The 25,969-nt window shown below is 28.0% G+C and carries 28 protein-coding genes and 1 pseudogene; 18 read left to right on the forward strand and 11 right to left on the reverse strand.

Going from position 1 to position 25,969, the window contains the following annotated elements; genetic code table 11:
- Positions 1-636 carry a BB0027 family outer member beta-barrel protein gene (locus QMG63_RS04320; protein WP_281861995.1) on the reverse strand — a complete coding sequence of 212 codons (636 nt, stop codon included), beginning with the start codon at positions 634-636 and terminating at the stop codon, positions 1-3.
- A gap of 158 nt (positions 637-794) precedes the next feature.
- Here QMG63_RS04320 and QMG63_RS04325 point away from each other — a divergent pair, with 158 nt between their 5' ends.
- From QMG63_RS04325 to QMG63_RS04365, 9 genes are all read left to right on the forward strand, one after another.
- On the forward strand, positions 795-1,700 hold the full coding sequence (locus QMG63_RS04325) for a bifunctional 5,10-methylenetetrahydrofolate dehydrogenase/5,10-methenyltetrahydrofolate cyclohydrolase (RefSeq protein ID WP_281861996.1): 906 nt from the start codon (positions 795-797) through the stop codon (positions 1,698-1,700).
- Complete coding sequence (locus QMG63_RS04330) at positions 1,701-2,432, forward strand: YebC/PmpR family DNA-binding transcriptional regulator (protein ID WP_281861998.1); 732 nt, start codon at positions 1,701-1,703, stop codon at positions 2,430-2,432. It begins immediately after the preceding gene.
- Between the two features lie 31 nt (positions 2,433-2,463).
- Positions 2,464-2,943 carry a crossover junction endodeoxyribonuclease RuvC gene (locus tag QMG63_RS04335; protein WP_281862000.1) on the forward strand — a complete coding sequence of 160 codons (480 nt, stop codon included), beginning with the start codon at positions 2,464-2,466 and terminating at the stop codon, positions 2,941-2,943.
- 87 nt (positions 2,944-3,030) lie between these two features.
- Positions 3,031-3,621 (forward strand): Holliday junction branch migration protein RuvA, encoded by a 591-nt coding sequence (gene ruvA / locus QMG63_RS04340; protein WP_281862001.1) that lies wholly within the window; start codon positions 3,031-3,033, stop codon positions 3,619-3,621.
- A gap of 53 nt (positions 3,622-3,674) precedes the next feature.
- Positions 3,675-4,718 carry a Holliday junction branch migration DNA helicase RuvB gene (gene ruvB, locus QMG63_RS04345; RefSeq protein WP_281862002.1) on the forward strand — a complete coding sequence of 348 codons (1,044 nt, stop codon included), beginning with the start codon at positions 3,675-3,677 and terminating at the stop codon, positions 4,716-4,718.
- Positions 4,708-5,745, forward strand: a complete 1,038-nt coding sequence (gene queA, locus QMG63_RS04350) for a tRNA preQ1(34) S-adenosylmethionine ribosyltransferase-isomerase QueA (RefSeq protein WP_281862004.1) — start codon at positions 4,708-4,710, stop codon at positions 5,743-5,745. The genes ruvB and queA overlap by 11 nt, the downstream gene beginning before the upstream one ends.
- A gap of 82 nt (positions 5,746-5,827) precedes the next feature.
- Positions 5,828-7,507 carry a diphosphate--fructose-6-phosphate 1-phosphotransferase gene (locus tag QMG63_RS04355; protein ID WP_281862006.1) on the forward strand — a complete coding sequence of 560 codons (1,680 nt, stop codon included), beginning with the start codon at positions 5,828-5,830 and terminating at the stop codon, positions 7,505-7,507.
- Positions 7,508-7,511: 4 nt separating this feature from the next.
- Positions 7,512-7,994: a hypothetical protein gene (locus QMG63_RS04360; RefSeq protein ID WP_281862008.1), complete on the forward strand. Its 483-nt coding sequence runs from the start codon at positions 7,512-7,514 to the stop codon at positions 7,992-7,994.
- Positions 7,995-8,975 (forward strand): RluA family pseudouridine synthase, encoded by a 981-nt coding sequence (locus QMG63_RS04365; protein WP_281862010.1) that lies wholly within the window; start codon positions 7,995-7,997, stop codon positions 8,973-8,975.
- Here QMG63_RS04365 and QMG63_RS04370 read toward each other — a convergent pair.
- Entirely contained in the window at positions 8,972-9,940 is a 969-nt protein-coding gene (locus QMG63_RS04370) for a YitT family protein (RefSeq protein ID WP_281862012.1), read from the reverse strand. The genes QMG63_RS04365 and QMG63_RS04370 overlap by 4 nt on opposite strands.
- 128 nt (positions 9,941-10,068) lie before the next feature.
- Here QMG63_RS04370 and QMG63_RS04375 point away from each other — a divergent pair, with 128 nt between their 5' ends.
- Both QMG63_RS04375 and udk read left to right on the forward strand, forming a co-directional pair.
- Complete coding sequence (locus QMG63_RS04375) at positions 10,069-10,458, forward strand: rhodanese-like domain-containing protein (RefSeq protein WP_425592807.1); 390 nt, start codon at positions 10,069-10,071, stop codon at positions 10,456-10,458.
- The gene (gene udk, locus QMG63_RS04380) at positions 10,451-11,071 is read left to right on the forward strand and encodes a uridine kinase (protein ID WP_281862015.1); all 621 of its coding nucleotides are present in this window, start codon (positions 10,451-10,453) and stop codon (positions 11,069-11,071) included. Before QMG63_RS04375 ends, udk begins: the two co-directional genes overlap by 8 nt.
- On the opposite strand, the gene priA is transcribed toward udk, so the two are convergent.
- Genes priA through cdaA form a run of 7 tightly spaced genes read right to left on the reverse strand, consistent with a single transcriptional unit; the run spans position 11,068 to position 17,346 of the window.
- A complete protein-coding gene (gene priA / locus QMG63_RS04385; RefSeq protein WP_281862017.1) occupies positions 11,068-13,044 on the reverse strand; it encodes a replication restart helicase PriA in 1,977 nt (658 codons plus the stop codon). The two genes, udk and priA, sit on opposite strands and share 4 nt — an antisense overlap.
- Entirely contained in the window at positions 13,037-13,615 is a 579-nt protein-coding gene (locus QMG63_RS04390; protein ID WP_281862019.1) for a uracil-DNA glycosylase family protein, read from the reverse strand. The genes priA and QMG63_RS04390 overlap by 8 nt, the downstream gene beginning before the upstream one ends.
- Positions 13,608-14,345 carry a tRNA pseudouridine(38-40) synthase TruA gene (truA, locus tag QMG63_RS04395; RefSeq protein ID WP_281862021.1) on the reverse strand — a complete coding sequence of 246 codons (738 nt, stop codon included), beginning with the start codon at positions 14,343-14,345 and terminating at the stop codon, positions 13,608-13,610. The genes QMG63_RS04390 and truA overlap by 8 nt, the downstream gene beginning before the upstream one ends.
- On the reverse strand, positions 14,346-15,194 hold the full coding sequence (locus QMG63_RS04400; RefSeq protein WP_281862022.1) for a DUF2225 domain-containing protein: 849 nt from the start codon (positions 15,192-15,194) through the stop codon (positions 14,346-14,348).
- A 3-nt stretch (positions 15,195-15,197) separates the two neighbouring features.
- Positions 15,198-15,575, reverse strand: a complete 378-nt coding sequence (gene acpS, locus QMG63_RS04405; protein WP_281862024.1) for a holo-ACP synthase — start codon at positions 15,573-15,575, stop codon at positions 15,198-15,200.
- Position 15,576: 1 nt separating this feature from the next.
- The gene (locus QMG63_RS04410) at positions 15,577-16,572 is read right to left on the reverse strand and encodes a YbbR-like domain-containing protein (protein WP_281862026.1); all 996 of its coding nucleotides are present in this window, start codon (positions 16,570-16,572) and stop codon (positions 15,577-15,579) included.
- Between the two features lie 3 nt (positions 16,573-16,575).
- Positions 16,576-17,346 (reverse strand): diadenylate cyclase CdaA, encoded by a 771-nt coding sequence (cdaA, locus tag QMG63_RS04415; protein ID WP_281862027.1) that lies wholly within the window; start codon positions 17,344-17,346, stop codon positions 16,576-16,578.
- Between the two features lie 70 nt (positions 17,347-17,416).
- On the opposite strand from cdaA, the gene QMG63_RS04420 reads away from it, so the two are divergent.
- From QMG63_RS04420 to trpS, 3 genes are all read left to right on the forward strand, one after another.
- Entirely contained in the window at positions 17,417-18,274 is an 858-nt protein-coding gene (locus QMG63_RS04420) for a hypothetical protein (protein WP_281860623.1), read from the forward strand.
- A 102-nt stretch (positions 18,275-18,376) separates the two neighbouring features.
- Positions 18,377-19,447: an AI-2E family transporter gene (locus QMG63_RS04425; protein WP_281860621.1), complete on the forward strand. Its 1,071-nt coding sequence runs from the start codon at positions 18,377-18,379 to the stop codon at positions 19,445-19,447.
- A 2-nt stretch (positions 19,448-19,449) separates the two neighbouring features.
- Positions 19,450-20,505 carry a tryptophan--tRNA ligase gene (trpS, locus tag QMG63_RS04430; protein ID WP_281860619.1) on the forward strand — a complete coding sequence of 352 codons (1,056 nt, stop codon included), beginning with the start codon at positions 19,450-19,452 and terminating at the stop codon, positions 20,503-20,505.
- A gap of 69 nt (positions 20,506-20,574) precedes the next feature.
- On the opposite strand, the gene QMG63_RS04435 is transcribed toward trpS, so the two are convergent.
- Positions 20,575-22,365 (reverse strand): phosphoglucomutase, encoded by a 1,791-nt coding sequence (locus QMG63_RS04435; RefSeq protein ID WP_281860618.1) that lies wholly within the window; start codon positions 22,363-22,365, stop codon positions 20,575-20,577.
- Positions 22,366-22,519: 154 nt separating this feature from the next.
- Between QMG63_RS04435 and QMG63_RS04440 the strand changes: the two genes are divergently transcribed.
- The 4 genes and pseudogenes from QMG63_RS04440 to QMG63_RS04455 form a co-directional block, all read left to right on the forward strand.
- The gene (locus QMG63_RS04440) at positions 22,520-22,666 is read left to right on the forward strand and encodes a hypothetical protein (RefSeq protein ID WP_281860617.1); all 147 of its coding nucleotides are present in this window, start codon (positions 22,520-22,522) and stop codon (positions 22,664-22,666) included.
- 198 nt (positions 22,667-22,864) lie between these two features.
- Positions 22,865-23,920, forward strand: coding sequence for a hypothetical protein (locus QMG63_RS04445; RefSeq protein ID WP_281860615.1), 1,056 nt, complete (start codon positions 22,865-22,867; stop codon positions 23,918-23,920).
- 182 nt (positions 23,921-24,102) lie between these two features.
- Positions 24,103-24,633, forward strand: coding sequence for a P13 family porin (locus QMG63_RS04450; protein ID WP_281860613.1), 531 nt, complete (start codon positions 24,103-24,105; stop codon positions 24,631-24,633).
- Positions 24,634-24,728: 95 nt separating this feature from the next.
- Positions 24,729-25,252, forward strand: a pseudogene (locus QMG63_RS04455) (glycoside hydrolase family 3 N-terminal domain-containing protein); the annotation flags it as partial.
- A 59-nt stretch (positions 25,253-25,311) separates the two neighbouring features.
- Here QMG63_RS04455 and QMG63_RS04460 read toward each other — a convergent pair.
- Positions 25,312-25,848: a hypothetical protein gene (locus tag QMG63_RS04460; protein WP_281860611.1), complete on the reverse strand. Its 537-nt coding sequence runs from the start codon at positions 25,846-25,848 to the stop codon at positions 25,312-25,314.
- Positions 25,849-25,969 lie beyond the last annotated feature (121 nt).

Raw genomic sequence — 25,969 nt, forward strand, 5'->3', positions numbered from 1 at the left:
CTACAATTTATTGATATTCACTATTACTGAGAGTGATATTAGTAAAAAATGTCCGGTTTTAGCCATATTTCCAAATTCAAACATTGTCCACCATGAAGTTGTAATTCCTAAAGCCCATTGGTAGTTGAAATTCCATAAGATTCCAGAACCAATAGATATTACAGGCATTGTATCAAAAGTTCTTAAATTTGAGATATTATCACTCTTATCTCCATAAGAGCTTAAAGAAAGTCCTATATTTGAAAATATGGGTATTTGAAAGATCTCACCTATGTCAAAGACATAGGCTGTTAGGAATGTGATAGGCACTGTACTAAATGTTTTACCTATGCCCGAATCAGGATTTAATAGGTTAAATGAATGGTTAATATCAAAATTGAACATGTATCTAAGCTCAAACCCTATAGCTAAGTTGCTTAGGATGTGATATTTATATTTAAGTGCCCCAATTCCTCCTGGATATAGATTTGAAGAAAAGACTTTTGATAAACTATGGTAGAAAAGGGGAATTCCTAAGCTTAAATCTACTTCTATAATAGAATTTCCGTTTCTATCAATTGAATATGCTTCAATTCTCTTTACATTTGCATGTAGTAAAAACAGTAAGATGAGACCAACTAAAAACTTCTTTTTCATTATTCTCCATATTTCAAAAACTCTTTATTTAAAAGTTATTATATTGGAAAATATGTTTTATTACAATTAATTTTTGTGAGAATCTGTTTTTATTTATACTTACAATCAAGTATAGTATAATATATAATGTTTTGATCTAAATTGGTGAGGGATTTGAGTTGAGCAATGTTTTTGATGGTAAATTTTTTGTAAATCAATATTATTTATTACTTAAAGAGTTTTTAATTCATCATGATTTAGTGGATAAAGTTTCTTTAAAAGTGATTTTGGCAAATGATAACCCTGCAAGTAAACTTTATGTTGCTGTTAAGGAAAGAGTATCTAGAGAAATTGGTATTAATTTTAATGTTATTAAGTTATCTGGTAATTTAGAACAAGATAATATTTTGACGTTGATCAAGGCTGAAAATATAAATGAATATACTGATGGAATTATTGTTCAGTTACCCCTTACTAGTGAAATAGATGTAAATATGGTTTTAAACAGTATAATGAGTACTAAGGATGTAGATGGACTTTCTGCTATTAATTTGGGCAAGTTAATTACGGGTGATAGGAAAGGATTTATTCCTTGTACAGCTTTTGCTGTTTTAAAAGTTTTATTTGATAAGGGGATAAAACTTTCTGGTAAGACTGTTGTTGTGATTGGAAGAAGTTCTCTTGTTGGAAGGCCTATTTCTATCTTACTTTCTTCTAAACCCTATGATGCTACTGTAATTACTTGTCATAGTAAAAGTACTAATTTAGATATGTATGTAAGACAATCAGATATTATTATTTCTGCTGTTGGAAAACCTAAATTAATAAATGCTAGTATGATTGATAGACATCCTTATGTTATTGATATTGGTATTTCTAGAGTAGAGATTGATGGTAATAATGTTCTTATAGGAGATGTTGATTTTGAATCAGTTAAAGAAAAAGTTAAGTTTATTACCCCTGTAGTAGGTGGAATCGGTCCTGTGACGGTTCTTATGTTGATGTTCAATACAATTAAGGCACATCTAATTAGGCATAATAAGTTTGATATTTTAGAAAAGTTAGAAAAGTTGGTGGAGGTTTGAATGTCTGGTCATAGTAAGTGGTCAACTATAAAGAGAAAAAAAGGTTCTCTTGATGCTAAGAGAAATAAGATTTTTACTAAACTAATTCGTGAGATAAGCATTGCAGCCAAGATTGGAGGAGGTGATATTGAATCTAATTCTAGATTGCGACTTGCTGTTAGTAAAGCCAGAGTTTCTAATATGCCTAAGGATAATATTGAAAAGGCAATAAAGAAGGGCATTGGAGAGCATACAGGCACTGAATATTTTGAGCTTACTTATGAGGCTTATGCGCCCCATGGTGTAGCTTTAATAATTAAGTGCTTAACTGATAATAAAAATAGAACGGCAAGTGAGGTACGGAGTGTGCTCTCAAAGAGCGGTGGTTCTCTTGGGGCTCCAGGTTCTGTATCTTATATTTTTCACAAAAAAGGATTAATTTCTTATAGTTTAGATAAATATTCTGAAAATGAAATAATGGAGCTTGCATTAGAAGCTGGTGCAGAAGATATTTATAGTGAAGGGACTCAAATAGAAGTAATAACAAGTGCTGAAAATTTTGAAGCTATTTCATCTATTTTGAGAACTAAGTTTGAGGAAGATATAGCAGAAATTGCTCTTATTCCTGGAAACAAGCTTTCTTTAAATAAAGAACAGATGGATAGAGTCCTTGCTCTTATTGAAAAATTAGAAGATTTTGATGATGTTCAAGAAGTTGTGCATAATTTAGAAATTATTGATGAGATTAATTAGTTTATCATTAAATTTTTTCTGAAAGTTAATTATGAGAATATTAGGTATCGATCCTGGACTTACAAATATTGGATGGGGAAGTTTAAATAAGAAAGGTAGTAGGTGCATGTATGTTCAAGATAGAACTGTCATAACTCCTCCTTTTATGTCTTTGAAGGATAGGTTAAAATTAATTTCTGATGAAATTATTCTTATTATTGATAATTTTAAACCTGATATTGCAAGTATTGAGAATATTTATTTTGCTAAAAATAAAAAAGCGGCTATAAGTGTGTTTGAAGCAGAAAGAGCTATTATTTTAACTTTTTCTTTGAAAAATTTAGATTTTTATGAATATACTCCAATGCAGGTCAAGAATTCAATTTCTGGGTTTTGTAGAATTGAAAAAGTACAAGTAAAATATGTTATTCGTATTTTACTTGGGATGAAACCCGATTTTATTTTTACTAGTGATCATAGTAGTTATGCATTAGCGCTTATAATTTGTTATGGTAATTATCATATTTTGTGAAATTTAATGAAAAAAATGAGAGATATAATAAATAATTTGGATATAAATAAGGTAAGCTTGAGTTTTTATGTATTATAGTTTAAGTCTATGATCAATAAAATTTGTGGTAAAATTGTAGAAAAAAGAGAGTCTAGTATTATAATTGTAGCACTTTCCTTTGAGTTTGAGATTTTAGTTAGTTCTTTTTGTAAGGCAAAATTGGGGTTGTTAGAAGATGTTGAAATATTAACTTATCTTTATCTTCGAGAGGGTGAAATTAGACTTTTTGGTTTTTTAAATGTGTCAGAAAGAGAAGTTTTTGAAAAACTTATTAGTGTTGATGGAATAGCTCCAAAAGCGGCTTTAAGGATATTATCTGGAATAAAATACGATGAATTTAGAGATGCAGTTGAGAGGGAGGATGTTAAGCTTATTTCTAATGTCAAGGGTATTGGGACTAAAATGGCTGGCAAAATCTTTTTAAAACTTAGGGGGAAACTTATTAAAGTTAGTGAGACAAGTTCATGTGTATTGAAATTTAAGGAGCTTGAACAATCAATTGTTAATATGGGTTTTGATAGAAAATTGGTTACAGCTGCTATTAAGGAAATTATGCTTATTGATGAGTTTTCAATGTTAAGAGAAGTTGATCAAGAACAATTTTTGTTTAGAGAAATTTTAAAAAAGCTTTCAGGTTAGATTTTGGATTTTTAGGGGCTTATAGTGAGTGTTTATTAAAAGAGGGTGATTAGATGGATTTTGGAAGTGGCGCTAAATTTTTAAGTTCTGACAAGAATTTTTTGTATGATAAAAATGAGAGTGAACTTAGACCAAAATCCCTTAAAGATTTTGTAAGGCAATCTCATATTAAAGAAAATTTAAATATTTTTATAAAGGCATCTAGAGATAGAAATGAGGCGCTTGATCATGTTTTTTTAAGTGGTCTTCCAGGGCTTGGGAAGACCACTCTGGCTAGTATTATTGCTTTTGAAATGAATACTACAATTAAGATAACTTCAGCTCCAGCTCTTGATAAACCAAAAGATATTGTTGGTATTTTAACGACGCTTGATGATAAGAGTATTTTATTTATTGATGAGATACATAGGCTTAAACCTGTAATAGAAGAGATGCTTTATATTGCAATGGAAGATTATAAGATAGATTGGATAATTGGAGAAGGTCCTTCTGCAAGGACTTTAAGAATGCCAATTCCTAAATTCACTTTAATTGGCGCTACTACAAAGCCGGGGAAAGTGGCACCACCACTTTATTCGAGGTTTGGAATTGTATTTAGATTTGATCTTTATAATGAAGATGAACTTGTGAAGATAATACAGAGAAATTCGATTATTTTAAATGTTAAGTTGGAGGATAAAGCTGCCTGGCTTCTTGCAAAAAGTTCAAGAGGAACGCCTCGTGTAGCAAATAGGCTTTTGAGACGGATGAGAGATTTTGCACAAGTTGGTGGTTATGGTTTGATTACAGAGAGTATTGTGAGTTCTGGACTTGAAATGTTAAAAATTGATCATAAAGGACTTGATGAACAAGATAGAAATATTTTAAGGAGTTTAATACTGAAATTTAAAGGTGGACCTGTTGGTGTTGAAACTTTAGCAATTTCTGTTGGTGAGACAGCAGATTCTCTTGAGGATTTTTACGAACCCTATCTTATTTTAAAGGGTCTAATTGAGAGGACTAGCAGAGGACGCAAGGCTACTGATTTTGCATATTTTCATCTAAATTTGAATAAAAATAATCATGATGACTTAAATAGTGGAGAAAATGGATACTAAAGAATTTTATTTTGATCTACCATGTAAGTTAATAGCACAGTATCCAAGTGAGAAAAGAGGCTTGTCAAGATTAATGGTTCTAGATTCTGGGAATCAGAAAATTTATCATAATGATTCAATAAATGATATTTTTAAGTATATTAATAGCAATACTTTTTTGGTGTTTAATGATTCAAGAGTTAGAAAATCGAGAATATATGCCAAAACGGAGCATGGAGGTAGTATTGAGTTTTTGATTCTAGATAGATTGGCAGGGGATAAATTTACATCTTTAATTTCTAAGGCTAAAAAACAGAATATTGGCAAAGTTTATATATTTCCTCAAGGTTTATTGGCTCAAATAATTTCAAGAACAGGTAATGAATTTATAATTAAATTTAATAAGCGTGTGAATGAATCTTATTTTGAAGAACATGGACTTATTCCTTTGCCACCTTATATTAAGAGAAACTATGATAGAGAGGATGAGGAGCGTTATCGAACGATTTATTCAAAATATATTGGTTCATCAGCATCAGCTACAGCGGGGTTACATTTTAGTGAGGAACTTTTTTCTAAATTGGATGAAAATAATATTGAATACGATTTTATTACACTTCATGTTGGGCTTGGTACTTTTATTCCTGTAAGAACTAAGACAATAGAGGAGCATAAAATGCATTTTGAAAGTTTTTCAATAAAAAATTCTGTAGCGCTTAGACTTGAGGAGGCAAAGGTTTTAGGTAAGAAGATTTTGGCTATTGGAACTACTACTCTTAGAGCATTAGAATCTGCTTATGATAAGCAAAAAGGTTTTGTAAGAGGTGAACAAAAAACTAATCTTTTTATTTATCCAGGGAAGGGGTATAAATTCAAGTTTGTTGATATGCTTTTTACAAATTTTCATACACCAGAATCAACTCTTTTAATGTTAGTCTCTTCATTTGGTGGTAAGGATTTTGTATTTAGTGCTTACAGGGAAGCTGTAAAAATGAATTATAAATTTTTCTCTTATGGTGATGCTACTTTATTTTTAAATCATATGTAGATATTCATGGTTAATTATTTTACTATTTATTTAATAATAATTAGATACATATAATTAGATACATCTTGAAAGGAGAAGATATATGATGTCAGTTTTTCAAAAAGAAAGATATAAATATATTCCAAAACTGCCGAAAATTTTGGAAAATGATTTTCAAAATATTAGTATGGTTTTTGGTGAAAAAACAGAAGCCCTTGGAGATAGAGATGCTTTAAGAGAAATTTTTAGAAATACTTATGGACTTCCAGTTGTAAATTTTATCCAAGGTTCTTCAAATGTGGATTTTAAAAGGGTTTTAAATGTAGGAGTAATTCTCTCTGGTGGACCTGCTCCTGGGGGACATAATGTTGTTGCTGGCATTTTTGATGCGATAAAAAAATCTAATTCGAATTCAAAGATTTTTGGGTTCAAAGGTGGACCTGCAGGTTTATTAGAGGATAAAAAAATTGAGATTACACAAGATTTAATAGATTCTTATAGAAATACAGGAGGATTTGATATTGTATCTTCTGGTCGAACTAAAATAGAGACCGATACTCAATATGAACAGGTTTTGTCAGTTGTTCTTAAAAATAATCTTAATGCTCTTATTGTTATTGGTGGAGATGATTCAAATACCAATGCAGCTTTATTGGCAGAGTTTTTTAAGAAAAAACATCATGATATTCAAGTTATTGGTGTCCCAAAAACAATTGATGCTGATTTGAGGAATGCACATATTCAAATTTCATTTGGATTTGATTCTGCTACTAAGACTTATTCTGAAATGATAGGCAATTTATGTCGTGATGCTATGTCAACTAGGAAATATTGGCATTTTGTGAAGCTTATGGGAAGAAGTGCATCTCATGTTGCCCTTGAGTGTGCATTAAAGACGCATCCTAATATTTGCATTATATCTGAAGAAATTTTAGCAAAGAAGAAAACTTTATCGGAGATTGTAAGAGATATAACTTCTGTTATAGTAAAACGTTCTTTGAAAGGATATGATTTTGGTGTTGTTATAGTACCTGAAGGTGTTATTGAATTCATTCCCGAAGTTAAATCTTTGATGATTGAGTTGTGCAGTATATTTGATAGTAATGAAAGTGAGTTTAAGGGATTAGATGTTGAGGATATACGAAAAATTTTTATTTCTAAGCTTAGTGGATATATGAGAGAAGTGTATGTATCTTTGCCTTTGTTTATTCAAATTGAACTTGTAAATTCTGTTTTAGAGAGAGATCCCCATGGTAACTTTAATGTATCAAGAGTTCCTACTGAGAAACTATTTATGGCAATGGTTAGTGTTAGATTAGAAGAGTTGAGAAAGCTTGGTGAATATAGTGGTAAATTTGTTCCTATTGATCATTTTTTTGGCTATGAGGGTAGAAGTGTTGCTCCTTCAAATTTTGATAGTGATTATTGTTATAGTTTGGGATATAATGCTGCAATACTTGTTTTAAATGGCTTAACAGGTTATATGTCTAGTGTTAAGAACTTAAATAAAAATGCTACTGAATGGCTTGCAGGTGGAGTACCTTTAACAATGATGATGAATATGGAAGAGAGATATGGGGTTGCTAAACCCGTTATTAAGAAGGCCCTTGTTGATTTGAAAGGAGCACCTTTTAATGAGTTTGTGAAGAATCGTGAAGAATGGGCAGTAAATAATTTATATGTTTTCCCAGGACCTATTCAATATTTTGGTGTTTCTGAGCTTGTTGATGAAGTTACTTTAACATTAAAGTTAGAATTGGAAAATCAAAGTATTGATGATTAGATTTTTGCTCTTGCTTTTTAATGTTTCTATTCTTTATTCAAATTCTTTGGATCATTCTAGATTTGAGTTGAAATATTTAAATTATAAATTTTCGCTGCGAGATAAAATTTCCTCCAGCGAAAATAATATTGATTTTGGTAGTGAAATTTTTGTGAAGCTTGAATCTAATTATGATTTTTTTTATGAAAATGTTCAAGAAAATAAAGATTTAAACATAGAAAAAACTATTAATTCTAATTGGGGTAAGAAATTATTTAGGTTCTCAGCAATAAGTGTTGGCGCTTTTCCTATAGCGTTATTTGTAGGTTTGTATTGTTTTGATTTATCTTATTATTTTAATAATATGGATGGAAAAAATTTTCCATATCCTTTTTCAAGTGATTTTAAGCTTTCAAAAGATGAAACTTTGAAAAAATTTATGATTTCAGCTTCAGCTGGGTTAGCAATATCTTTAATAATTGCCTTGATTGATTGTTTTAGTTATTAGATGAAAAAATTTCGAAAAGAGTTTATTATAAGAAAAGATTCTCAAAGACTGGATATTTATTTGTCTAAAGATTTGTGTCTTTTTACTAGAAGTCAAATTAAGAAAAGAGAGATAAAAGCTTTTAAATATCATGATGGTGTTTTTGTTGCAATAAAATTATCAAGGCCCGTTTTTGTGGATGATAGAATATTAATAGAGTTTAATGAAGAAATTAATTTAAGGAAATATTTAAAACCTTTAAATTTGCCTATTAGTATTCTTTATGAAGATATAGATGTCATTGTTGTGGATAAACCCCAAGGTATTTTAAGTCATCCTGGTATATCTAACTTGGAGAATACTGTTGTAAATTTTCTCTTGTACCATATCTCAGGATTAAGAAATAGTTTTAAGGAGGATAAAATTAGACCCGGAATTGTACATCGCTTAGATAAAGAAACGTCTGGTGTGATGATTTGTGCTAAAAATTTGAAAGTTTTAAATTTTTTATCTAGACAGTTTAAGGAAAGGTTTGTTAAGAAAGTTTATATTGCAGTTGTTAAAGGTAATTTTAAAATTGATTCTGGTATTATTGAGACTTTTATAGATAGAGATAGACATGATAGAAAAAGATTTAGCGTGCATGATAATAAGGGAAAGAGGGCATTAACTGAGTATAGAGTATTGACTAGTATAGGTAATTATTCCTTGGTAGCTTTAAAGCCTAAAACAGGACGTACTCATCAATTAAGAGTTCATATGAAGCATTTAAATCATCCAATATTAGGAGATAGTATTTATGCTAGATTGGATAAAGAATTTAAAGAAATGTCTTTGATGCTTCATGCTTTCAAACTTGAAATTAATATTAAAGAAGGTTTTTTGAAAAAATTTATTTCAGCATTTCCACAAAGATTCATTGATTTTTTATCGATATTTTATGATAAAGAGACGTTAAGTATGCTTGTTAATGATTTTATTGTGTTTTTAGATAAGTTTTAAATTGTAGTATCGTATTTATTTGTAATTGGGGATTCAATAATTTTTTTTCCGCCAGTTATTTCATTTGTGTTGAGTACTGTAATAAAGCAGTTAGGGTCAACTTTTTGAGAAATATATTTAATTCTGGACATACGCATTGTAGGAACTACTATGAAAACTATAGTTTTATCGTTTCCAGCCCAAGCGCCTTTTCCCTTAAGTAGTGTAGCTGCTACTTTTAATTTATTGGTAAGCAAATAAGATATTTCTTTTCCTTTATCTGAGATAATAAGGATTGCTTTTTGATTACCAAATCCTGTACTTGTCTTATCCGTCATTATAGCTGTGACAAATGAAGCAATTAAGGTGTAAAGGGCAATTTCAATATTGAAAAAGGCTGTTGCAATTAGTAATACTGCAAAGTTAAAGAGAAAATTTGTAGTTCCAATGCTAATTGAATATTTTTCTTTAATTATCATGGAGAGAATGTCTGTACCACCTGATGATCCCTTTGCTTTAAATATTAGACCAAGTCCAAGACCTGATATTAGACCTGCTAAAATTGATACAAGTATCATATCGTTTATTTGCATTTTGTATTGTAAAAATTGTGAATAATTGACTATGAGTGAGTATAAAGCCATTGCGATCCAGCTTTGAATTACAAATGTTATATTTAAGAATTTGATTCCAATAATGAATAAAGGAATGTTTAATATGAACATTGTAAGCCCTAGATTAAAGTTTAAGAGGTAATGCAGCATAAGTGCAATTCCTGCAATTCCACCACTTAAAAGTCCGTGTGGTATGTATAAAATGTTAGTGGATATGGCCATTAAGAGTGAACCAGTTGTTATTTGCAATGTGCTAATCAGTATTAATTTTGGATCTTTGAGGATATTCTTTAGCTGTTTCCTTAGTATTTTTAATATAATGAACTTAATTTTTTGTTTTATTCTAGTCCATTTATTCCTTTTTTTTTTCATTTTTCTGTTACTTACTCTTTAGCATAAAATCGTTGCTTTACTTGAATTTTATATTAATTTTACTAAAAAACAATTCAATTTTATTGTATTTATTTCTTTTTTTTTGATATTATTGTTTTATAAAAGATATGATTGTTAGTTATATAAAGCTTATATGCTTGATAGTTTTTCTCTTTTTTTATATTTGGTTCTTTATTGTTTTAAAGATGAAAAGAACTAACTTAGTTTTACTGGAAAAAATTAAAAATGGTGCAATAATATTAGATATTAGATCTCCTAAAGAATATAATAAATCTCATTATACAAAATCAATCAATATTCCTTTTAAGGATTTGTTTGCTAAAAAAGATAAGTTAGGTAATGTTGAAACTCAAATAATAATTTATGGTAAAAGTTTTAACAAATCTATTGAGGCTAAGAAAATTTTAAAAGGATTAGGCTTTAATAATATATTTGTTGCAGGAACTTTAAAAAATATGCCTAAAGTGCCTAGTTCTAAAGAAGAGGTTAATGGTTAAAATTATCGGAATAACAGGTGGATCTGGGAGTGGGAAAACTACAGTTGTTAATAAAATTAGTGAAGTTATTCCTGAATTTGTTCTTATATCGCAAGATAATTATTATAAAAGTGTCGGTGATTATGAATATGAGTTTTTAGATGTTAATTTTGATCATCCAGATGCTTTTGATAATAATTTATTTTATAAGCACTTAAAGAAACTAAAAGAAAATAAGTTAATTCATATGCCTCTTTATGATTTTATTAATCATAAAAGGAAAGATGAAACCGTTGAAATAGTTCCAACCCCTGTTGTTATTGTTGAAGGTATTATGATTTTTGTTGAAGAGAGAGTGCGTAATTTGATAGATTTAAAGATATATATTGATACGCCTAATGATATTAGATTTATTAGGAGACTTGAACGAGATATGTCTAAAAGGGGGCGTACATTGGAATCTGTTATTGAACAGTATTTAAATACTACTAGGGCAGGATATTATAGGTTTATAGAACCTACTAAGGAATATGCTGACCTTATTATTCCTGAAGGAGGACATAATGATAAAGCTCTTTATGTTCTCTCATCTTTCTTAAAGACTCTTGGGCAAGAGAGTTCAGATTTTTTTTAAAGCAATGAAATTGGGTAATAATCTATTTCAATGTACGTATCTCTTGTTAATTTTATTTTTTCTTTTGTGTAACGTATTAACTTTTCAAGTAAATTGAATGATTTTGATAAATATATTATGTTATACCTATAGTATTTGGATATTTTTTCCATTGGTGCTTTTGATGGGCCAAGATATTCGATTTTATCATTTAATAACTCTTTAGATATTTCAAAAAATTCTAAACATTTATGTCTAGCAGCTTCTTGTTTTTTGCTTCTAACTACTATTCTAATAATTTTTTTAAAAGGAGGATAATTTAATTCTTTTCGAATTTTTATTTCTTCTTTATAAAATTCTTCATATTTACCTTCATATGCGTATTTTATAGGATAATAATTAGGATTTTTTGTTTGAATAATAATTGTGTTATCATTTTGGAATCTTGCAGCTCTGCCTAGTACTTGTGAAATTATTGCAAAAATTTTTTCACTGCTTCTAAAATCAGGTAAACCTATTCCAATATCTGCATTAATGATACCTAGTGTTTTGATCTGTTTAAAATTAAAACCTTTTGCAATGATTTGTGTTCCAATTAAGATATCTAATTGTCCATTTTCAAATGCATTTATTGATTGAATAATTTCTTTTTTATTAAGATCGGAGTCTGTTCTTGCTATTCTTGCATTCGGAAGAAAATTTTTTAATTCTCTTTCAATAAATTGAATCCCGTATGTTTTGTATATGATGTCTTGTGAGTTGCAATTAGGACAATTGTTTATTATGTTTGTTTTGTAATTGCAGTAATGACAGATGAGCTTATTTTCGCTTTTATGGTAAATTAAATTGAAGGAACAATGTGGACAGTAAATTATATATCCACAGATTTTGCATTCAAGTGTTTTTGAATATCCTCTTTTATTGATAAATATTAATGTTTGTCTTTTATCAATTAAACTTTTTTGTATGCTGTAAAGTAATTCTGAAGATATTATTTGGCGTTCTTTTTTCATGTCTATTATTTTAAGTTCTTTGAATGTTCTTTCAAAAAATTTATTTTTTAAAATCATTTTTTTTATCTGATTATTTTCCATAGCAAGATATGCTTCAAGTGATGGTGTTGCGCTTCCCATTACAAATTTGGCATTAAATGTGCTTTGTAGAAAAAATCCTATGTGTCTTGAATGAAATCTTGGAGTATTTTCAGATTTATATGTGCACTCATGTTCTTCGTCCATTATTATTAACCCTAAATTCTTAAATGGCAACATTAATGCGCTCTTAACACCAATTATAATTAAATTTTCTCCATTTTTGACTTTATTCCATATTAAGATTTTTGTTGAATTTGATATTTTTGAGTTATATTCATAGACTTTATTTGTGCTTAGATTTGATTTGATCCTTTTAATTATTTGATAACCTAGAGAAATTTCGGGAATTAAGAAAATTATTTGTTTTTTTTGTTCTAAGTAGTGTTCGCATAGTTTGATAAATATTTCTGTTTTTCCAGATCCAGGAACACCAAATAAGTAAAATGTATTTTGTATGTTTGATTCAATAATTTCTTTATAAATATTATTTTGTTCTTCATTTAATTGAATGGGTAGTTTATAGCTTAAATCTTCATTATCATTATTTTTAATTTCTTTATTTGAAGTTGAAATTTTAGGTAACCCACAAAATAAAGTTTCTCCAAATCCAGAAAATGTTTTTTGACTAATCCAGTGTGCAAGATTGATGTTATGTTCTATTATTATTGCATTCTCGTCAATGACTTTTATTATATCTTTTATTTCAAACGTGAAATTTTCCTTAAGTTCTTCCTTAGCATATCTTTTAATTATTATTCCAATTGTGTCTTTTCCATTAAAATTTGTTATTATTCTTATTCCTGTTTCTAATTTTAAGTTGTACTTATAAAAAAAAAGTTTATTTACAGGAATATTAAACGCAATTTCATAGTAAAAATTATGTTTTGAGCTTTTATCCATATTTTATTATACCTTTTATGATTTTTAAGTCTTGCCAGATTTCTTTCTTGAGTTCTGGATTTGTTACTTGATTTGTAGGAAGATATGTAAATACTATTGGAATTCCTTTAAAATTTAATTCAAATCCTCTTACAATTTGAATTCTTAAGTGTTGGTTTAAAAATAATGCTACTTCTTCACATGCAAGAATTGCTTTAGGTTGTTGTTTGTTAATCTCTAAGGTTAGAGTGTTAGGATTATCTATTATTTTGTAATTTAATATTTTAATACTTTCACACCATTTTTTTACTATTATTTTTGCATTTTGATTTAGATATTTTTTATCTATATATATTATTAATAAACCTTTTTTGTCATTTTTATTTATTTTGTATCCTGTTGATTTTATTAATCTATTATTTTCTTTTATATCTTTTTGTTCTATGTGTTTTAAAATTTTTATGTTTCTAGCTTTGATTATTTGGTTTTTGAGTTTCTCAAATTCTTCTTGTTTGCTATAAATATTTTCCGATATATTGTTTTTAAGTATTTTAAGAAGTATCAATTTTTTAAGCAATTTGCTTTTATTCATAAAAAACCTTATCTAAAAATAAAGCTTTAGCAGGTGCTGTTTTTCTTGTAAGTTTTCTATTTTTTGAGTTTAAAATTTTTTTGAAAGTATCAACAGGTTCATTTTTTATCTCTATATCGATCATTGCTCCTACTATTGATCTTACCATTTTCCATAGAAATGAGGAGCCTATTATTTCAAAGATTATAAATTTATTTTTTTTCTTAAATCTAGCAGAATAAATTTCTTTCAATTTTGAGTTTGTTTGGTCTCGTATGCATGAAAAGGTAGTAAAATCGTGTATTCCAATTAGCATTTCAGCCATTTCATTTAATCTATTAATATTTAATTTTTTCTTTACATAATAAGCCTTATATCCTTCCCAAGGATAGTGGTTTTCATTGTTGAGTATGTAATAGCTATATTTTCTTCCCTTGGCATCAAATCTAGGTTGAAATTTATTTTCTACGTATTTTAATTTTATTATTCTAATATCGTCCTTTAATAGGGAGTTTATTGCTGTCTTTAGATTTTTAAGCTTAATATTTATTTTTATATAAAAAGATATTATTTGTCCTCTTGCATGAACTCCTTTATCTGTTCTGCCTGCTGAATGAATTTTAATCTTTGTTTTACTTATTTTCTCTAATACTTTTTCAATTTCTCCTTGAATTGTTGGTTTTTTTGGTTGGATTTGAAATCCATAATATAGTGAACCGTCATATGTTATTTCTGCAAGTACTTTTTTCATTTATTTAAAAGTTTTTATTTCGTTTGATATTTTAAAATAAACTTCTTTTATTTTATCTAAAAGTATTGAAGGTTTTTCTTTTGATGATTTTCCCATCCCGGTTATTTTAGATAGTAGAGTTTTTATGGTAACTAATTGATTGTATCTGTATTGTTTATCTTCTCTATTACCATAAAAGTATTCTAGTAAACTTGATAGGTATAAAACACTGTCATATCCATAATTTTTATCTGTATCAGGACCAAATACTATTTCGGCGTTAATTGGTTCTAAGTTATTTTGCTCTTTTTCGATTGTTAATTTATAAAGATATGCTGCTTTATGATAAAATATTTTTTGCAAATAGTTATAGTTTTGATTTGGATATTCTTTTTCTAGATCTTCAAAGATCCAGGCTGATCTTATTGCACATTTTGCTTGATTAAAAGTTGGATTATGAGTTTTATCTAGATGTTCATAACACATTATTGCAAGGATATAGCTAGCAGCTCCTTCTTGAAGTCTTCTTGGTTCATTAAAATTTAGATTGTCTTCGAAAATTGATTTTATTTCTTTACGTTCATCAGTATGGATGATTAGAGTTTGTTTTATATTATTGTTAATAAGTGATATTGCTTTGAACTCATTTGGGAATGCGGCCAGATAACAATTGGGACATACTGTTATTGAATATATCCTGGGATAAATGTTGCCATATTTTTCATTTTTTATATACTCTCTTTTTAAATCAACTTTTAAATCCCCAGCTATTAATCTGCTACTTCCTGTTAATAGTTCTTCTTTCCTAAATTTGTGTTTGCATAAAGGACATTCAATTTCGTATTTGGTCAAATATGATATTTTTTTCATAAATTAATTCTCTACTATTACAAACGCAATAGCGTACTCCCTTTCATGTGAGATTGTCAGGTATAATTTTAGATTCATTTGGTTAATCAAAGTTTTAATATCATTGTGTAATTGGAATATTATGTTACCTTTTGGTAAGCTTATAATTTCAATATCTTTAAGTGAATATTTTATTTTGATATTTATTAGTGGGCTTAACGCTTTGATTAATGATTCCTTTGCTGAAAACTTACCAGCTAGACTTTCTAAAACCCCTTTTCCTTTCATTTCTGAATTTTCAATTTCTCTTTGTGTAAAAAATCTTTCTAATTTTTTTCTATTTTGTAAAAAACTATTAAGTCTTGTAACTTTTATTATATCACATCCTATTGATTTCGTCATTTTATTGCTCTGTTGAGATTACTTCAATATTTATTGTTTTGGGTTCATATTCATATACTTCTATGCCATGAGTGTTATTTTTAAGTATTATATCTGTGTTAATATCATAAATTCCAGGAGTTTCAATTTGACTTAAATCGAGATTGAAACTAATATTTTTGTTAGCTATATGCATTTTAATTATGTTTTCTGAAAGTCCGCTTCTTATCTTAATAAACATCTCATTTTCTGGATCTAAGATTTTTTCTTTATTTTTTATTTCCAGTCCATTTTTTAGGTTATTGAAAATTAAATTTGGGTTTTTTATTGTTGTATGTATGTATTTTTTACCTAGTGTAATATTGAGTATTACGTGATTTTTGTCAAGCGTTATTAGTGGGGTTGGGGAAATTACTTCCAGATGTTCTGAAATAAATACAGTATTTGTATCGAATTCTTTTATTTTTGTTTTGATTGAGTTTATTGTCTTGATTACTTTTTCAGGACCATGTATTTTTAATTTTTCAGGTACTATATTATATTTGGCAATGAAATATTCCCCTTTACCCTCTTTTTCAAGTAATTTAAATTTGGGCTCAACTTTGACTAATTTTGAGATTTTTTTATCAAGGCTTAGTGTAATTTTATTTTTTGAAAGCTTATATTCAACAATAGGTATGGGATTAAAGTTTTTGATCTTTATTGGCAGTTCATATTCCCCGGCTTTTTTTATGTTATTAGCTTCCACTAATAAGGTTATTCGGTCAAGGTCTAAATATTTTAAGTCTTTTTTATTGATTTTGACTGTAAGTAATATTTTATTAAAATCAGGTATTTTACCTAATGTAACTTCATCTTCTAATAAAATATTAAATTTTTTTTCTATTGCGATTGATTCTATACTATTAAAGTAAGATGTTGTGAACATAATAATGGCTATTAGGATAGAAATAGCTTTATTTTGCCAATCTTCAAATAATAATTTTATTATATTTATAAATTTTTTAGTTATAATCATTATTCATTCTATTAATGCAAGATTTAATTTTTTTTTGATTTCATTTAAGCTTAAATTATATTCTAATTTTCCGTTTTGTGTGAGTGAAATAGAACCAGTTTCTTCAGATGTTATTATTGTTATTGCATCTGAATTTTCAGAAATTCCAAGCCCTGCTCTGTGTCTTGTTCCAAAGGTTTTGCTGATAGATTCGATATTAGATAATGGTAAAAAAGAGCCAGCGTAAACTATTTTGTTATTGCTAATTATGACTGCTCCATCATGTAAAGGTGTTTCATAATCAAAAATTGATATTAGTATTTCATTAGATACAATGGAATCTAATTTTATGCCTTTATTTATTATTTGATCTAATTGTATTTTTTTTTCTATGCAGATTAAGCTACCAGATTTATTTTTTGATAAATGCTTAACTGCTTTTATTATCTCAACAATAGTTTTGGTAGTTTCTTCTTTATTGTTTGCAAGTTTAAAAGATAAATTAAAATTTCCAATTTGCATAATTATTTTTTTTATTTCTTGATGAAATAGTATAAGCATTGCAATTGGCAGTATGTTTGCTATGTAAGTTAATAGCCAATTTATTGTATATAAGTTAAAATAATAAGACACGATACCAATGGATGTAATGATGATCATTCCTTTAAGTAAATTTACAGAATAAGAATTAATGACATTTTTATAGATATAATAAACTAGAATGCTAATTAAACTTACATCTAATACTTTAGAGAAAATATCTTTTATTTGATTTATACTATTTATATCTATCATAATCATTTTTATTCAATATATTTATATATTGTAATATAATTTAGTGTTAATTTAAATTTATTTTTTGTTTATGGGTAAAAAAGAAAAAATTATAGCTTTGATATTTGATTTTGATAATACTTTAATTTATGGTAATATGCAACAGGTACTTTTTGATGAGTATAATGTTGATGCTAGTTTATTTTGGGATGAAGTTGAAAATTTATCTATTACTTATAACAAAAATCATTGTAATATCATTGCTAATGAAATGATATATTTGTCACATTTTTTAACATATGTCAAGGAAGGTATTTTTAAAGGTTTAAATAATAAAACATTATTTAAATTGGGCTTAAAATTAAGATTTTTTGAAGGAGTTCTTTCTTTGTTTAAAGAAATCGATGAAATAAATCTAAGTTTAAAGAAATCAGATATTGTGATAAATATTTATATTGTTTCAAGTGGTTTTAGGCAGATGATTTTGGGCAGTAGTATTGCTCCTTATGTTACTAAGGTTTGGGCTTGTGAATTTATAGACACATACCTTATGCCTTTTTATCAAAGTTTAGATAATAAATTTTCAGAAAATGTTGTTTTAAGTAGCGTATGTTATTTCGTAGATCATACAATAAAAACCCGGGTAATTTTCGAGTTAAACAAGGGATCTTATGATAAAATTAATAGGAGGATTCCTAAAGGTAGAAGAGAGATTCCTTTTGAAAATATGTTTTATATTGCAGATGGTTTTAATGATATTCCAGCCTTTGAAATTTTGAATAACAGCTTAAATCATTATAAAAATACGTTGACGGTTTATCATGGAAATGATGAAAATGCTAAGAGGCTAGTTAAAGAGAAGAGAGTAGGGGATTTAGCCGAAGCTAATTATAGTAAGGGAACTAAGTTATATAATTGGATAATGGAAAAGATTCATTTAAATATATGAATTGATTTTAAATTTTGACAAATGTTCGTGAGTGGGTATTGACTCTGTTTTTAAGTATTTTTCATAATGATAATGATTAAGGTATATTGAAGGAGAAGTGAGATGTCTTTAGAGCTAAAACCAACTGATAGGTTAAAGTTTGTTAAATTACAGTCTGTGTTTTATGTTGTAGCTTTGATTGTAATGTTAATTGCTATTTTAAAAATAGCACAAACAATATTTAAACCTTTAGCTATTGCGGTGGTTCTTGGATTTTTGGTATATCCCATTTATACTTTTCTTAAAAAACTAAAGATCCCAAGAGTTTTAATAGTTTTTGTAATTTTTTTTGTTCTTTTTTCATTTTCTTATTTGGTTTTTAGTTTTGTTTATTATAGTGTTACTATATTAATTAATCAATTACCTTATTATCAGAAGCAGTTGATTTTTATTATGGTAGATATTCTTGAAAAATATAAGTTAGATAGTGCTATTATTAGCAATATAGATTTTTCTAAATATATTTATCCTTTTTTAACTCGTATGTCTAATGAGATTATTGGATTTGCAAGCAGTTTAGTTGTGTTATTTTTATTGTTGTATTTTTTACTATCAGAAATACACATTTTTGATATAAAGGTTAAAAATGCTTTTAAACAATCTGTTTCGAGTATATTTATTGAGGCTTTAAATACAATAAATAATCAGATTAGTAAGTATCTGGGAATAAAGCTCTTTGTTAGTTGTCTTACAGGGTTTTTAGTGTTTATAGGTTTAAAGTTGTTTGGACAAGATTTTCCTCGTGTATGGGCCGTGCTTACATTTGTTTTTAATTTTATTCCAAGTATAGGTTCAATTTTGGCAGTTTTTTTTATTATGATAGCTGCTTTGGTACAGTTTTATCCCAATTTAAATTTGGTTTTCTATATATTTATGTATAATACATTTGTTCAAATGTTGATTGGGAATATTCTTGAGCCTAAGATGCAAGGACATAGGCTTGATCTTTCTCCTTTTTTGCTGCTTTGTTTTCTTTTCTTTTGGGGATGGCTTTGGGGTATTGTGGGACTTTTAATAGCCTATCCTTTTACAGTGATTATAAAAGTAATAGTAGATAATATAGAGTGTTTAAAACCTTTTTCTGTGTTTTTAAGTGGTTCAAAGATCTTAAGTGTTGATAATAAGGAGAGTTAAATTTGCAGAGAAAAGTTATGCTTACAGGAGATAGACCTACAGGTTCTCTTCATTTAGGGCATTATATCGGGTCTATTGTTAATAGATTAAAGTATCAGGAGAAATATGAAACTTATATTATTATAGCGGATTTGCATACTCTTACTACAAAACCAGATTTAAAAAGCATTAATGAAATATCTGTTAATGTTAGAGAAATGGTTTTGGATTATCTGGCTTGTGGGATTAATCCTGAAAAAGTTAATATCTATTTGCAATCAGCTATACCTGAGCTTTTAGAGTTAAATTTAATACTGTCAATGATTGTGATGGTTAATCGTTTACAAAGGATTCCTAGTATAAAGGATATGAGTATTGCTGCTGGGCTATCTGAACTTCCTTATGGACTTTTGGGTTATCCTGTTCTTATGAGTGCGGATATTTTGATGACAAAGGCTAATTTAGTTCCAGTTGGACGTGATAATGAGGCTCATATTGAACTTACAAGAGAACTTGCTAGGAAATTTAATTATCTTTATGGAGATTTTTTTCCAATCCCTGAAGCTGTCTTTACAGATTCTCAGGCTCTTGTGGGAATTTATGGCAAGGTTAAGATGAGTAAAAGTCTTGGTAATGCGATATTTTTAAGTGATGATGAAAAATCATTGCGTAAGAAAGTTATGTCTATGTTTACAGATCCAAAAAGAGTAAGAGCAGATATACCAGGAGAAGTTGATGGTAACCCTGTTTTTATTTATCATGACTTTTTTAATAGTAATATTGATGAGCTTTGTGAGTTTAAAACTAGATATAGACAGGGTAAAATTGGAGATGTTGAAATTAAAGAGAGGCTTTTTGAGGTTTTAAATCAATTTTTAATACCAATTAGAGAGAGAAGAAAATTTTTTAAAGCTAAAAAGGGTTATATTGATGAAATAATATTTGAAGGTACAAGTAAAACTAGAAAAGTTGCAGTAGAAGTTATAAAAAATGCTAAAAATTTAATGGGTATATCAAAGACGTGGAATGGGGTGAGGAGAAATATAGAGAAAATTTTAAAAAATAATCTAAGTACATAGGTTATACTGCATAATTAACCATAATAAATCAATTTGTTTGAATTTTGTGTCATAATTCATGTATGTTAATTAGGTTAAAGAGTTAGCCAAGTATATTAAATCTGTATGAAAATCTAAAAGGGGATATAGTAAATCATTATGTTTAGATATGACCTCACTTAATACTCTAAATATTGGTTCTGTTTTTGAGCCACGGAACCATAAACTAGCAATTATTTCATGTTTGTTGTTTTTAAATAAAACTTTAAGCCCCCCTGATGAGTCACCTGTTCTGGAGAGATTTTGTTTGATACCCTCATAATTTATAATTTCATAATTATGTATTGGTAATTTTTGTAACAGGGTATTATTGTTGTTAAATTCTTTTTCTAATAATTTTTCGTAATTGGTTTTTAGTATTTCTTGATTTTCTACTTTTATTTTAAGCATGGCTTTTTCTGATGATACTTCTACATTGCTATAAAAATTGATTGTCTTTAATATATCCTCAAGAGTGTAGTGTTCATTATATGAATTATTAGATATTGAGCACCATATCTTGTAAAGATTTTTGATTGTAAGCAATTTTATAATGCTAAAGAGAGTTGTTAGTGGGTCTCTTACTTTTGAAGGGTATATAATATTGCCCCCATTTGATCCTTCTCCCAAAATTTTTACTATTAATCCTTTATTCCGTAAAAGGTCAGCCATTTCTATTAAGTTGGCTTCACCAACCTCCACTCTATAAACTTTTGTGTTAAATAGAGATGCTATTTTTTCAATGTTTAGTGAGGTTGCATCATTAACTACGACAGCTAAATTATCTTTAATTCCCATATGGTAAAGATAGCTAAGCTCTGAGAGTACTGAGAGTGCAAATATTTTTTGTGGTGTAATGATACTTGCTTGTTCTTTTTTTAAAATTGCAACCAGATTGCCTCTATCTCCATCACAATCAGGGACATATCCTAACTTGAAAGAATTGTCATTCTTAAATTTTTGCTCTAATATTTGTTTGCACATGTTTAAAGATGTCCCTTCGGGAGTCATTCCATGCTTAAAGATACCAATTTCTGTGTTATGAAGTTCTAATTTTATTCCCAAAGATTCAATCATTTCCCTATCAATTGAGTTAATGCGAGAACTCCCATTCATCTCTCCTATGATTCCTATAGGTTCTTTTTTGATAGTTTTTTTTAGTATGTCAATATTTTTTTGATTGTGTGTGTCTGAATATATTATTTGCTGCATTAATGACTTATATGAGTTATAAGATTGTGTTTTATGTCTAGCTTGTGAAGTGATAATTTCTTCATATGTTTTTAAGTGCAGAGCATTGGTATTAAACTTTTGTAAGTTTGTTATTAGATTGTTTATTAAAGTTTCATTTTCAATGTTGGATCTGATCTGACATATTATTTTCTTTGTTTCATTTGAATTTAGCACGCCTCCATCATTTAATCCAATTTTAATGCCATTATATCCTGTAGGATTATGACTTGCAGAAATGTATATAAATCCTTTTGAATTTTGATTTTCTTTTGTATAAGCTAAGATTTCTGGTATTGGGAGTATTCCAAAAAAATTTACACTGTTGTTGTTTAAAATTAAGGTCTTAATTATTATCTTTGAGATTATATTTCCAGTTGTTCTTGAATCTAATCCAACATTGATATATTTTTTTTGTTTATCTTTAAAATAATTTGATATTGTAAAGGTTATAAGAGCAACTAATATTTTGTCGTCATCATTTATTTCATATTCTATTGAATTTTCATTTTTTGATTTTGCAAATATCTTTCTAAATCCTGAATGAGAAAATATCATTTCATTAATAGCGTTTCTTAGATTTGTCATATTTAATATATACCCTTTTAGCATATTTTCCTCTTCATTAGTATTTTTAATTTAATATTTGCCTTTATTTGTAGTATTATGATTATAGTAACATATTCTATTACAATAGGCATTATTTAATAGCGCTTTTTATAATATGTTAATTGTTGTTTACCTTGTCTTTAAATGAGGTTTTGGTATGTATGAGGTAATCGATGAAATTTTTTCTAAAAAAATGCTTGATATACCTTATCTTAATATACCCTTAACTACTCGTGATGAAATACTTACAATTGTAACAATTGTAATGAAATACAAATTACTGTCTCTACTAAGAAATTCCTAAATATTATATAAAATATTATATAATATTGGTTAATTGTGTGGTAATATATATATATATATAGAATAAGTAATTATTTATCGGACTTGATAAGTAGGGGTTTGCTTATAAGATAGAAACAAAGATTGGTTCTTAATGTTGATGATATGCTGAATAATAATAGTTAAAAGTTGTAATAAATTACAAAGAAGGAGAGATTTAATGGTAAGAGTAAGTATGATGTTTTTTATTGTGTTTGTAATAAGTTGTGATTACAATGCAAAAATAAGAGAAGAAGAAAGTTTAGCTCCAAAATTGTTTGAAGCTAGGTCAAATAAAATGGTAATTGAGATCAAAAAACCAACCCCTCCTTCTCCTGATGTTATTCCTCCTTCTCCTGATGTTATCCCTCCTTCTCCTGATGTTATTCCTCCTTCTCCTGATGTTATCCCTCCTTCTCCTGATGTTATCCCTCCTTCTCCTGATGTTATCCCTCCTTCTCCTGATGTTATCCCTCCTTTAGGTGAACAAAAAGACATAATTGCTCCAATAAATTTAAAGGGATCTTTAATTGAACTTTCAGAAAAAGCAACAACAAAAGAGGAAGCTTTGAAACAATTTTATGAAGCAAGAAGAGCGTTTTATAACTTTGGATCTGTATTTATGATTAAGCGTGATGAACCTTTTCTTTATGATCCTACAAATGCAGGTTTCCCTCCCTTGATCTTGGATAAGATATTTGACATAGGAGAATGGTACTATCGTTTCAGTACAGAAAGTATTTATACATCTATGCGTTATAATCCTGAGCTTATTTATTCTTTAGCATTTGCAATATATACAATGTATCCTCCTCGTAGTGTTTCCAAGTCTGTTAGTATATCTTTAGAAGATAAAAGACGATATAGGTTTGTTATTAAAGAGTTATTGACTATGTTAGGCAGAATGTCATCTAATACTTTAATGCCCTTACGGGGAAATTTTAGTGATCGGAGAAATCGCGATACTTTTAATAAGTATTCTACTATGGAAGAACTTGTAAATCTTACTCAAAAAATATATGAATATAGTGACATGTTAAATTGTGCATCGCACAAGATTCTTGTTTTGACAACTTATCACTTGCCGAAAGAAGAAATGACAGCAGAAAGATTTTACAATATATTTAATTCACTGATCAATAGTAAAAATAGTAATGCTGCAGTTATAGAGGTTGAAAATAAAGGAAGAGAGATTTGTGATTTGTTGCAAGAGATATTCGATAGAGGAAAAAACTAGAAGAGAGAGAAAAAATAAAAAAAAGGGGAGTAAGCAATAAAGGATTTAATGAATAGAGGTTTTGTTGTAAATATCTTATGACAAATGAGTGTAGCATGGTAAGAGAATTATTGACTTATTATATGTTATATAATAAGGGATATGATGAAGATATTGAGCATTTTTTTGGAAGGTAGGGTTTTATGAAACAAGTATTAATTTTAATGTTATTTTTTGTTTGTATTGTTGTTAGTTTTGCTCAAAGTTATGATGAGATGGCTTCTGATGCTGTAACTGCAAAAGGCAATATGGATAGCAAATTGTTATTTTATGAAATTCATAAACAAAATACTTTAGTGCCTTTTCTATTGAATTTTTTTGTGGGTTTTGGTATAGGTTCATTCGTGCAAGGAGATCTTACTGGTGGATTACTGATTTTAGGATTTGATATGTTGGGTTTCGGTTTGATTAGTGGTGGTATGTATTCTCTTTCTCAATATAAAGGTATTAATACACCAACGATTGCATTATCTTTGATGTCTTTAGGTGGAATTACTTTGTTTGTGACACGAATTGTTGAAATAATAATTCCCTTTACATATGCGTCTAGTTATAATAGGAAACTTCGAGAAAAATTGGGTATATCCTTGGGAGGATTTAAGCCTCAATTTGAGATAAATTTCAACGAAAATTCTGGTTTAGTTTTTGAACTTGCTTTTACTAAGAAGTATTGATTATAAAATTTAAAATAAAAATAAGTATAGTTTTTAATATATTTACTTGCTGTTACTTTGTAACAAGGTAACAGTAAGTACCACAAAAGGTTAAGAATGTAAATATGGCACCTGTAGCAGATGCTAAATTTGCTACAAATAACCCCTTAGGTAGCAGAACTTTTGGGTCTCTTCATCTTATAATATTGGTCTTATGGTAGAGGCATTTATTGATGGGATACAAAGGGAAGGTGTTTTTGCTGTAGTTAAGCACTTTCCTGGACTTGGAGGCACAAAAGTAGATACCCATAAAGATTTGGCCTTATTACCTTATAGTAAAAATTTTTTAATGGTAAATAATTTTATACCATTTCTTTTTGGAAAGAAAGCAAAATTTATTATGCTTGGACATGTACTTGTTCCTAATATTTCCGCAGATGTAAGTAGTATGTCCAAAGATATTGTGGATATTATAAGACATAATCTGAATATCTTTAGTATTATCATGACAGATGCGTATGATATGGGGGCAATTGTAAATAATTTTAGTTTGGAGCATGCGATTAAGAAATCATTAAATTCAGGTATTGATATTGTGCTTATTCCAGAAGGGTTTAAAAAACTTAATGTAGAAGAGTAAATATTCTTAAGTTTTGTATAAAGGAAATGTTTATTAAAAATGACTAAGTATTGTTATAATTAGATAGGAAAGGTAATAGCTATATCGACTAAAAAATACTCACGTAGAGAAGAAGAAAATATAGAGAGGATAGAGAATAAATTAGTAATTGGAATATTAAGTTTAAGAGAGACAAAAGGCAATGCCGGGAAAAGAAAAGCAGAGATATTATTTCCACCAGTAATAATAGAAGTCCTAAGAGATATAGGTAATTGAGTACCTACTAAGATATTGATAATGAAAGAATATATATGTATTTGATATTTCAATATATAAAAAGAAATAGATAGAGTAAAATAGACATTTGAGAATGAAGTTGAATTTTGGGGATAAAAGTTAATGGGGATGATATTGAAATCAATCCATTCATTGTAAGTCATGGTTATTCCAATGAAAGCGTAATATTTGTAATGTTGATTATAAGGAGTTAAATTTATATAATTGTGTTGAATAATACCTATTTGTAGTGGTTTTATATTTTCATTATTAAATTTTTCACCCCATGCATGGGCATGTATTATAAACAAGTGTAGTGATATAAGTATTAAATTTTTCATTGTGTGTGTAAAAAATTGTAACATGTTATTAAAGAATAAAAAATGGTTTTTACTTGTTTGTATTGTATGAAATGGGGAAGGATGTAATAATATTATATTTTATACTATTAACAATTAAATA

It is taken from the genome of Candidatus Borrelia fainii, assembly GCF_027925085.1.
Taxonomy (GTDB): domain Bacteria; phylum Spirochaetota; class Spirochaetia; order Borreliales; family Borreliaceae; genus Borrelia; species Borrelia turicatae.

Coding starts and splice junctions, on each gene's coding strand:
- QMG63_RS04425 (WP_281860621.1), top strand. CDS start 18,377: ATGTCTTTAGAGCTAAAACCAACTGATAGGTTAAAGTTTGTTAAATTA.
- udk (WP_281862015.1), top strand. CDS start 10,451: ATGGTTAAAATTATCGGAATAACAGGTGGATCTGGGAGTGGGAAAACT.
- QMG63_RS04370 (WP_281862012.1), bottom strand. CDS start 9,940: ATGAAAAAAAAAAGGAATAAATGGACTAGAATAAAACAAAAAATTAAG.
- QMG63_RS04320 (WP_281861995.1), bottom strand. CDS start 636: ATGAAAAAGAAGTTTTTAGTTGGTCTCATCTTACTGTTTTTACTACAT.
- priA (WP_281862017.1), bottom strand. CDS start 13,044: ATGGATAAAAGCTCAAAACATAATTTTTACTATGAAATTGCGTTTAAT.
- QMG63_RS04365 (WP_281862010.1), top strand. CDS start 7,995: ATGAAAAAATTTCGAAAAGAGTTTATTATAAGAAAAGATTCTCAAAGA.
- QMG63_RS04335 (WP_281862000.1), top strand. CDS start 2,464: ATGAGAATATTAGGTATCGATCCTGGACTTACAAATATTGGATGGGGA.
- cdaA (WP_281862027.1), bottom strand. CDS start 17,346: ATGATAGATATAAATAGTATAAATCAAATAAAAGATATTTTCTCTAAA.
- queA (WP_281862004.1), top strand. CDS start 4,708: ATGGATACTAAAGAATTTTATTTTGATCTACCATGTAAGTTAATAGCA.
- QMG63_RS04435 (WP_281860618.1), bottom strand. CDS start 22,365: ATGCTAAAAGGGTATATATTAAATATGACAAATCTAAGAAACGCTATT.
- QMG63_RS04390 (WP_281862019.1), bottom strand. CDS start 13,615: ATGAATAAAAGCAAATTGCTTAAAAAATTGATACTTCTTAAAATACTT.
- QMG63_RS04450 (WP_281860613.1), top strand. CDS start 24,103: ATGAAACAAGTATTAATTTTAATGTTATTTTTTGTTTGTATTGTTGTT.
- QMG63_RS04400 (WP_281862022.1), bottom strand. CDS start 15,194: ATGAAAAAAATATCATATTTGACCAAATACGAAATTGAATGTCCTTTA.
- QMG63_RS04445 (WP_281860615.1), top strand. CDS start 22,865: ATGGTAAGAGTAAGTATGATGTTTTTTATTGTGTTTGTAATAAGTTGT.
- QMG63_RS04375 (WP_425592807.1), top strand. CDS start 10,069: ATGATTGTTAGTTATATAAAGCTTATATGCTTGATAGTTTTTCTCTTT.
- QMG63_RS04330 (WP_281861998.1), top strand. CDS start 1,701: ATGTCTGGTCATAGTAAGTGGTCAACTATAAAGAGAAAAAAAGGTTCT.
- truA (WP_281862021.1), bottom strand. CDS start 14,345: ATGAAAAAAGTACTTGCAGAAATAACATATGACGGTTCACTATATTAT.
- QMG63_RS04440 (WP_281860617.1), top strand. CDS start 22,520: ATGTATGAGGTAATCGATGAAATTTTTTCTAAAAAAATGCTTGATATA.
- ruvA (WP_281862001.1), top strand. CDS start 3,031: ATGATCAATAAAATTTGTGGTAAAATTGTAGAAAAAAGAGAGTCTAGT.
- ruvB (WP_281862002.1), top strand. CDS start 3,675: ATGGATTTTGGAAGTGGCGCTAAATTTTTAAGTTCTGACAAGAATTTT.
- QMG63_RS04355 (WP_281862006.1), top strand. CDS start 5,828: ATGATGTCAGTTTTTCAAAAAGAAAGATATAAATATATTCCAAAACTG.
- QMG63_RS04410 (WP_281862026.1), bottom strand. CDS start 16,572: ATGATTATAACTAAAAAATTTATAAATATAATAAAATTATTATTTGAA.
- QMG63_RS04460 (WP_281860611.1), bottom strand. CDS start 25,848: ATGAAAAATTTAATACTTATATCACTACACTTGTTTATAATACATGCC.
- QMG63_RS04420 (WP_281860623.1), top strand. CDS start 17,417: ATGGGTAAAAAAGAAAAAATTATAGCTTTGATATTTGATTTTGATAAT.
- acpS (WP_281862024.1), bottom strand. CDS start 15,575: ATGACGAAATCAATAGGATGTGATATAATAAAAGTTACAAGACTTAAT.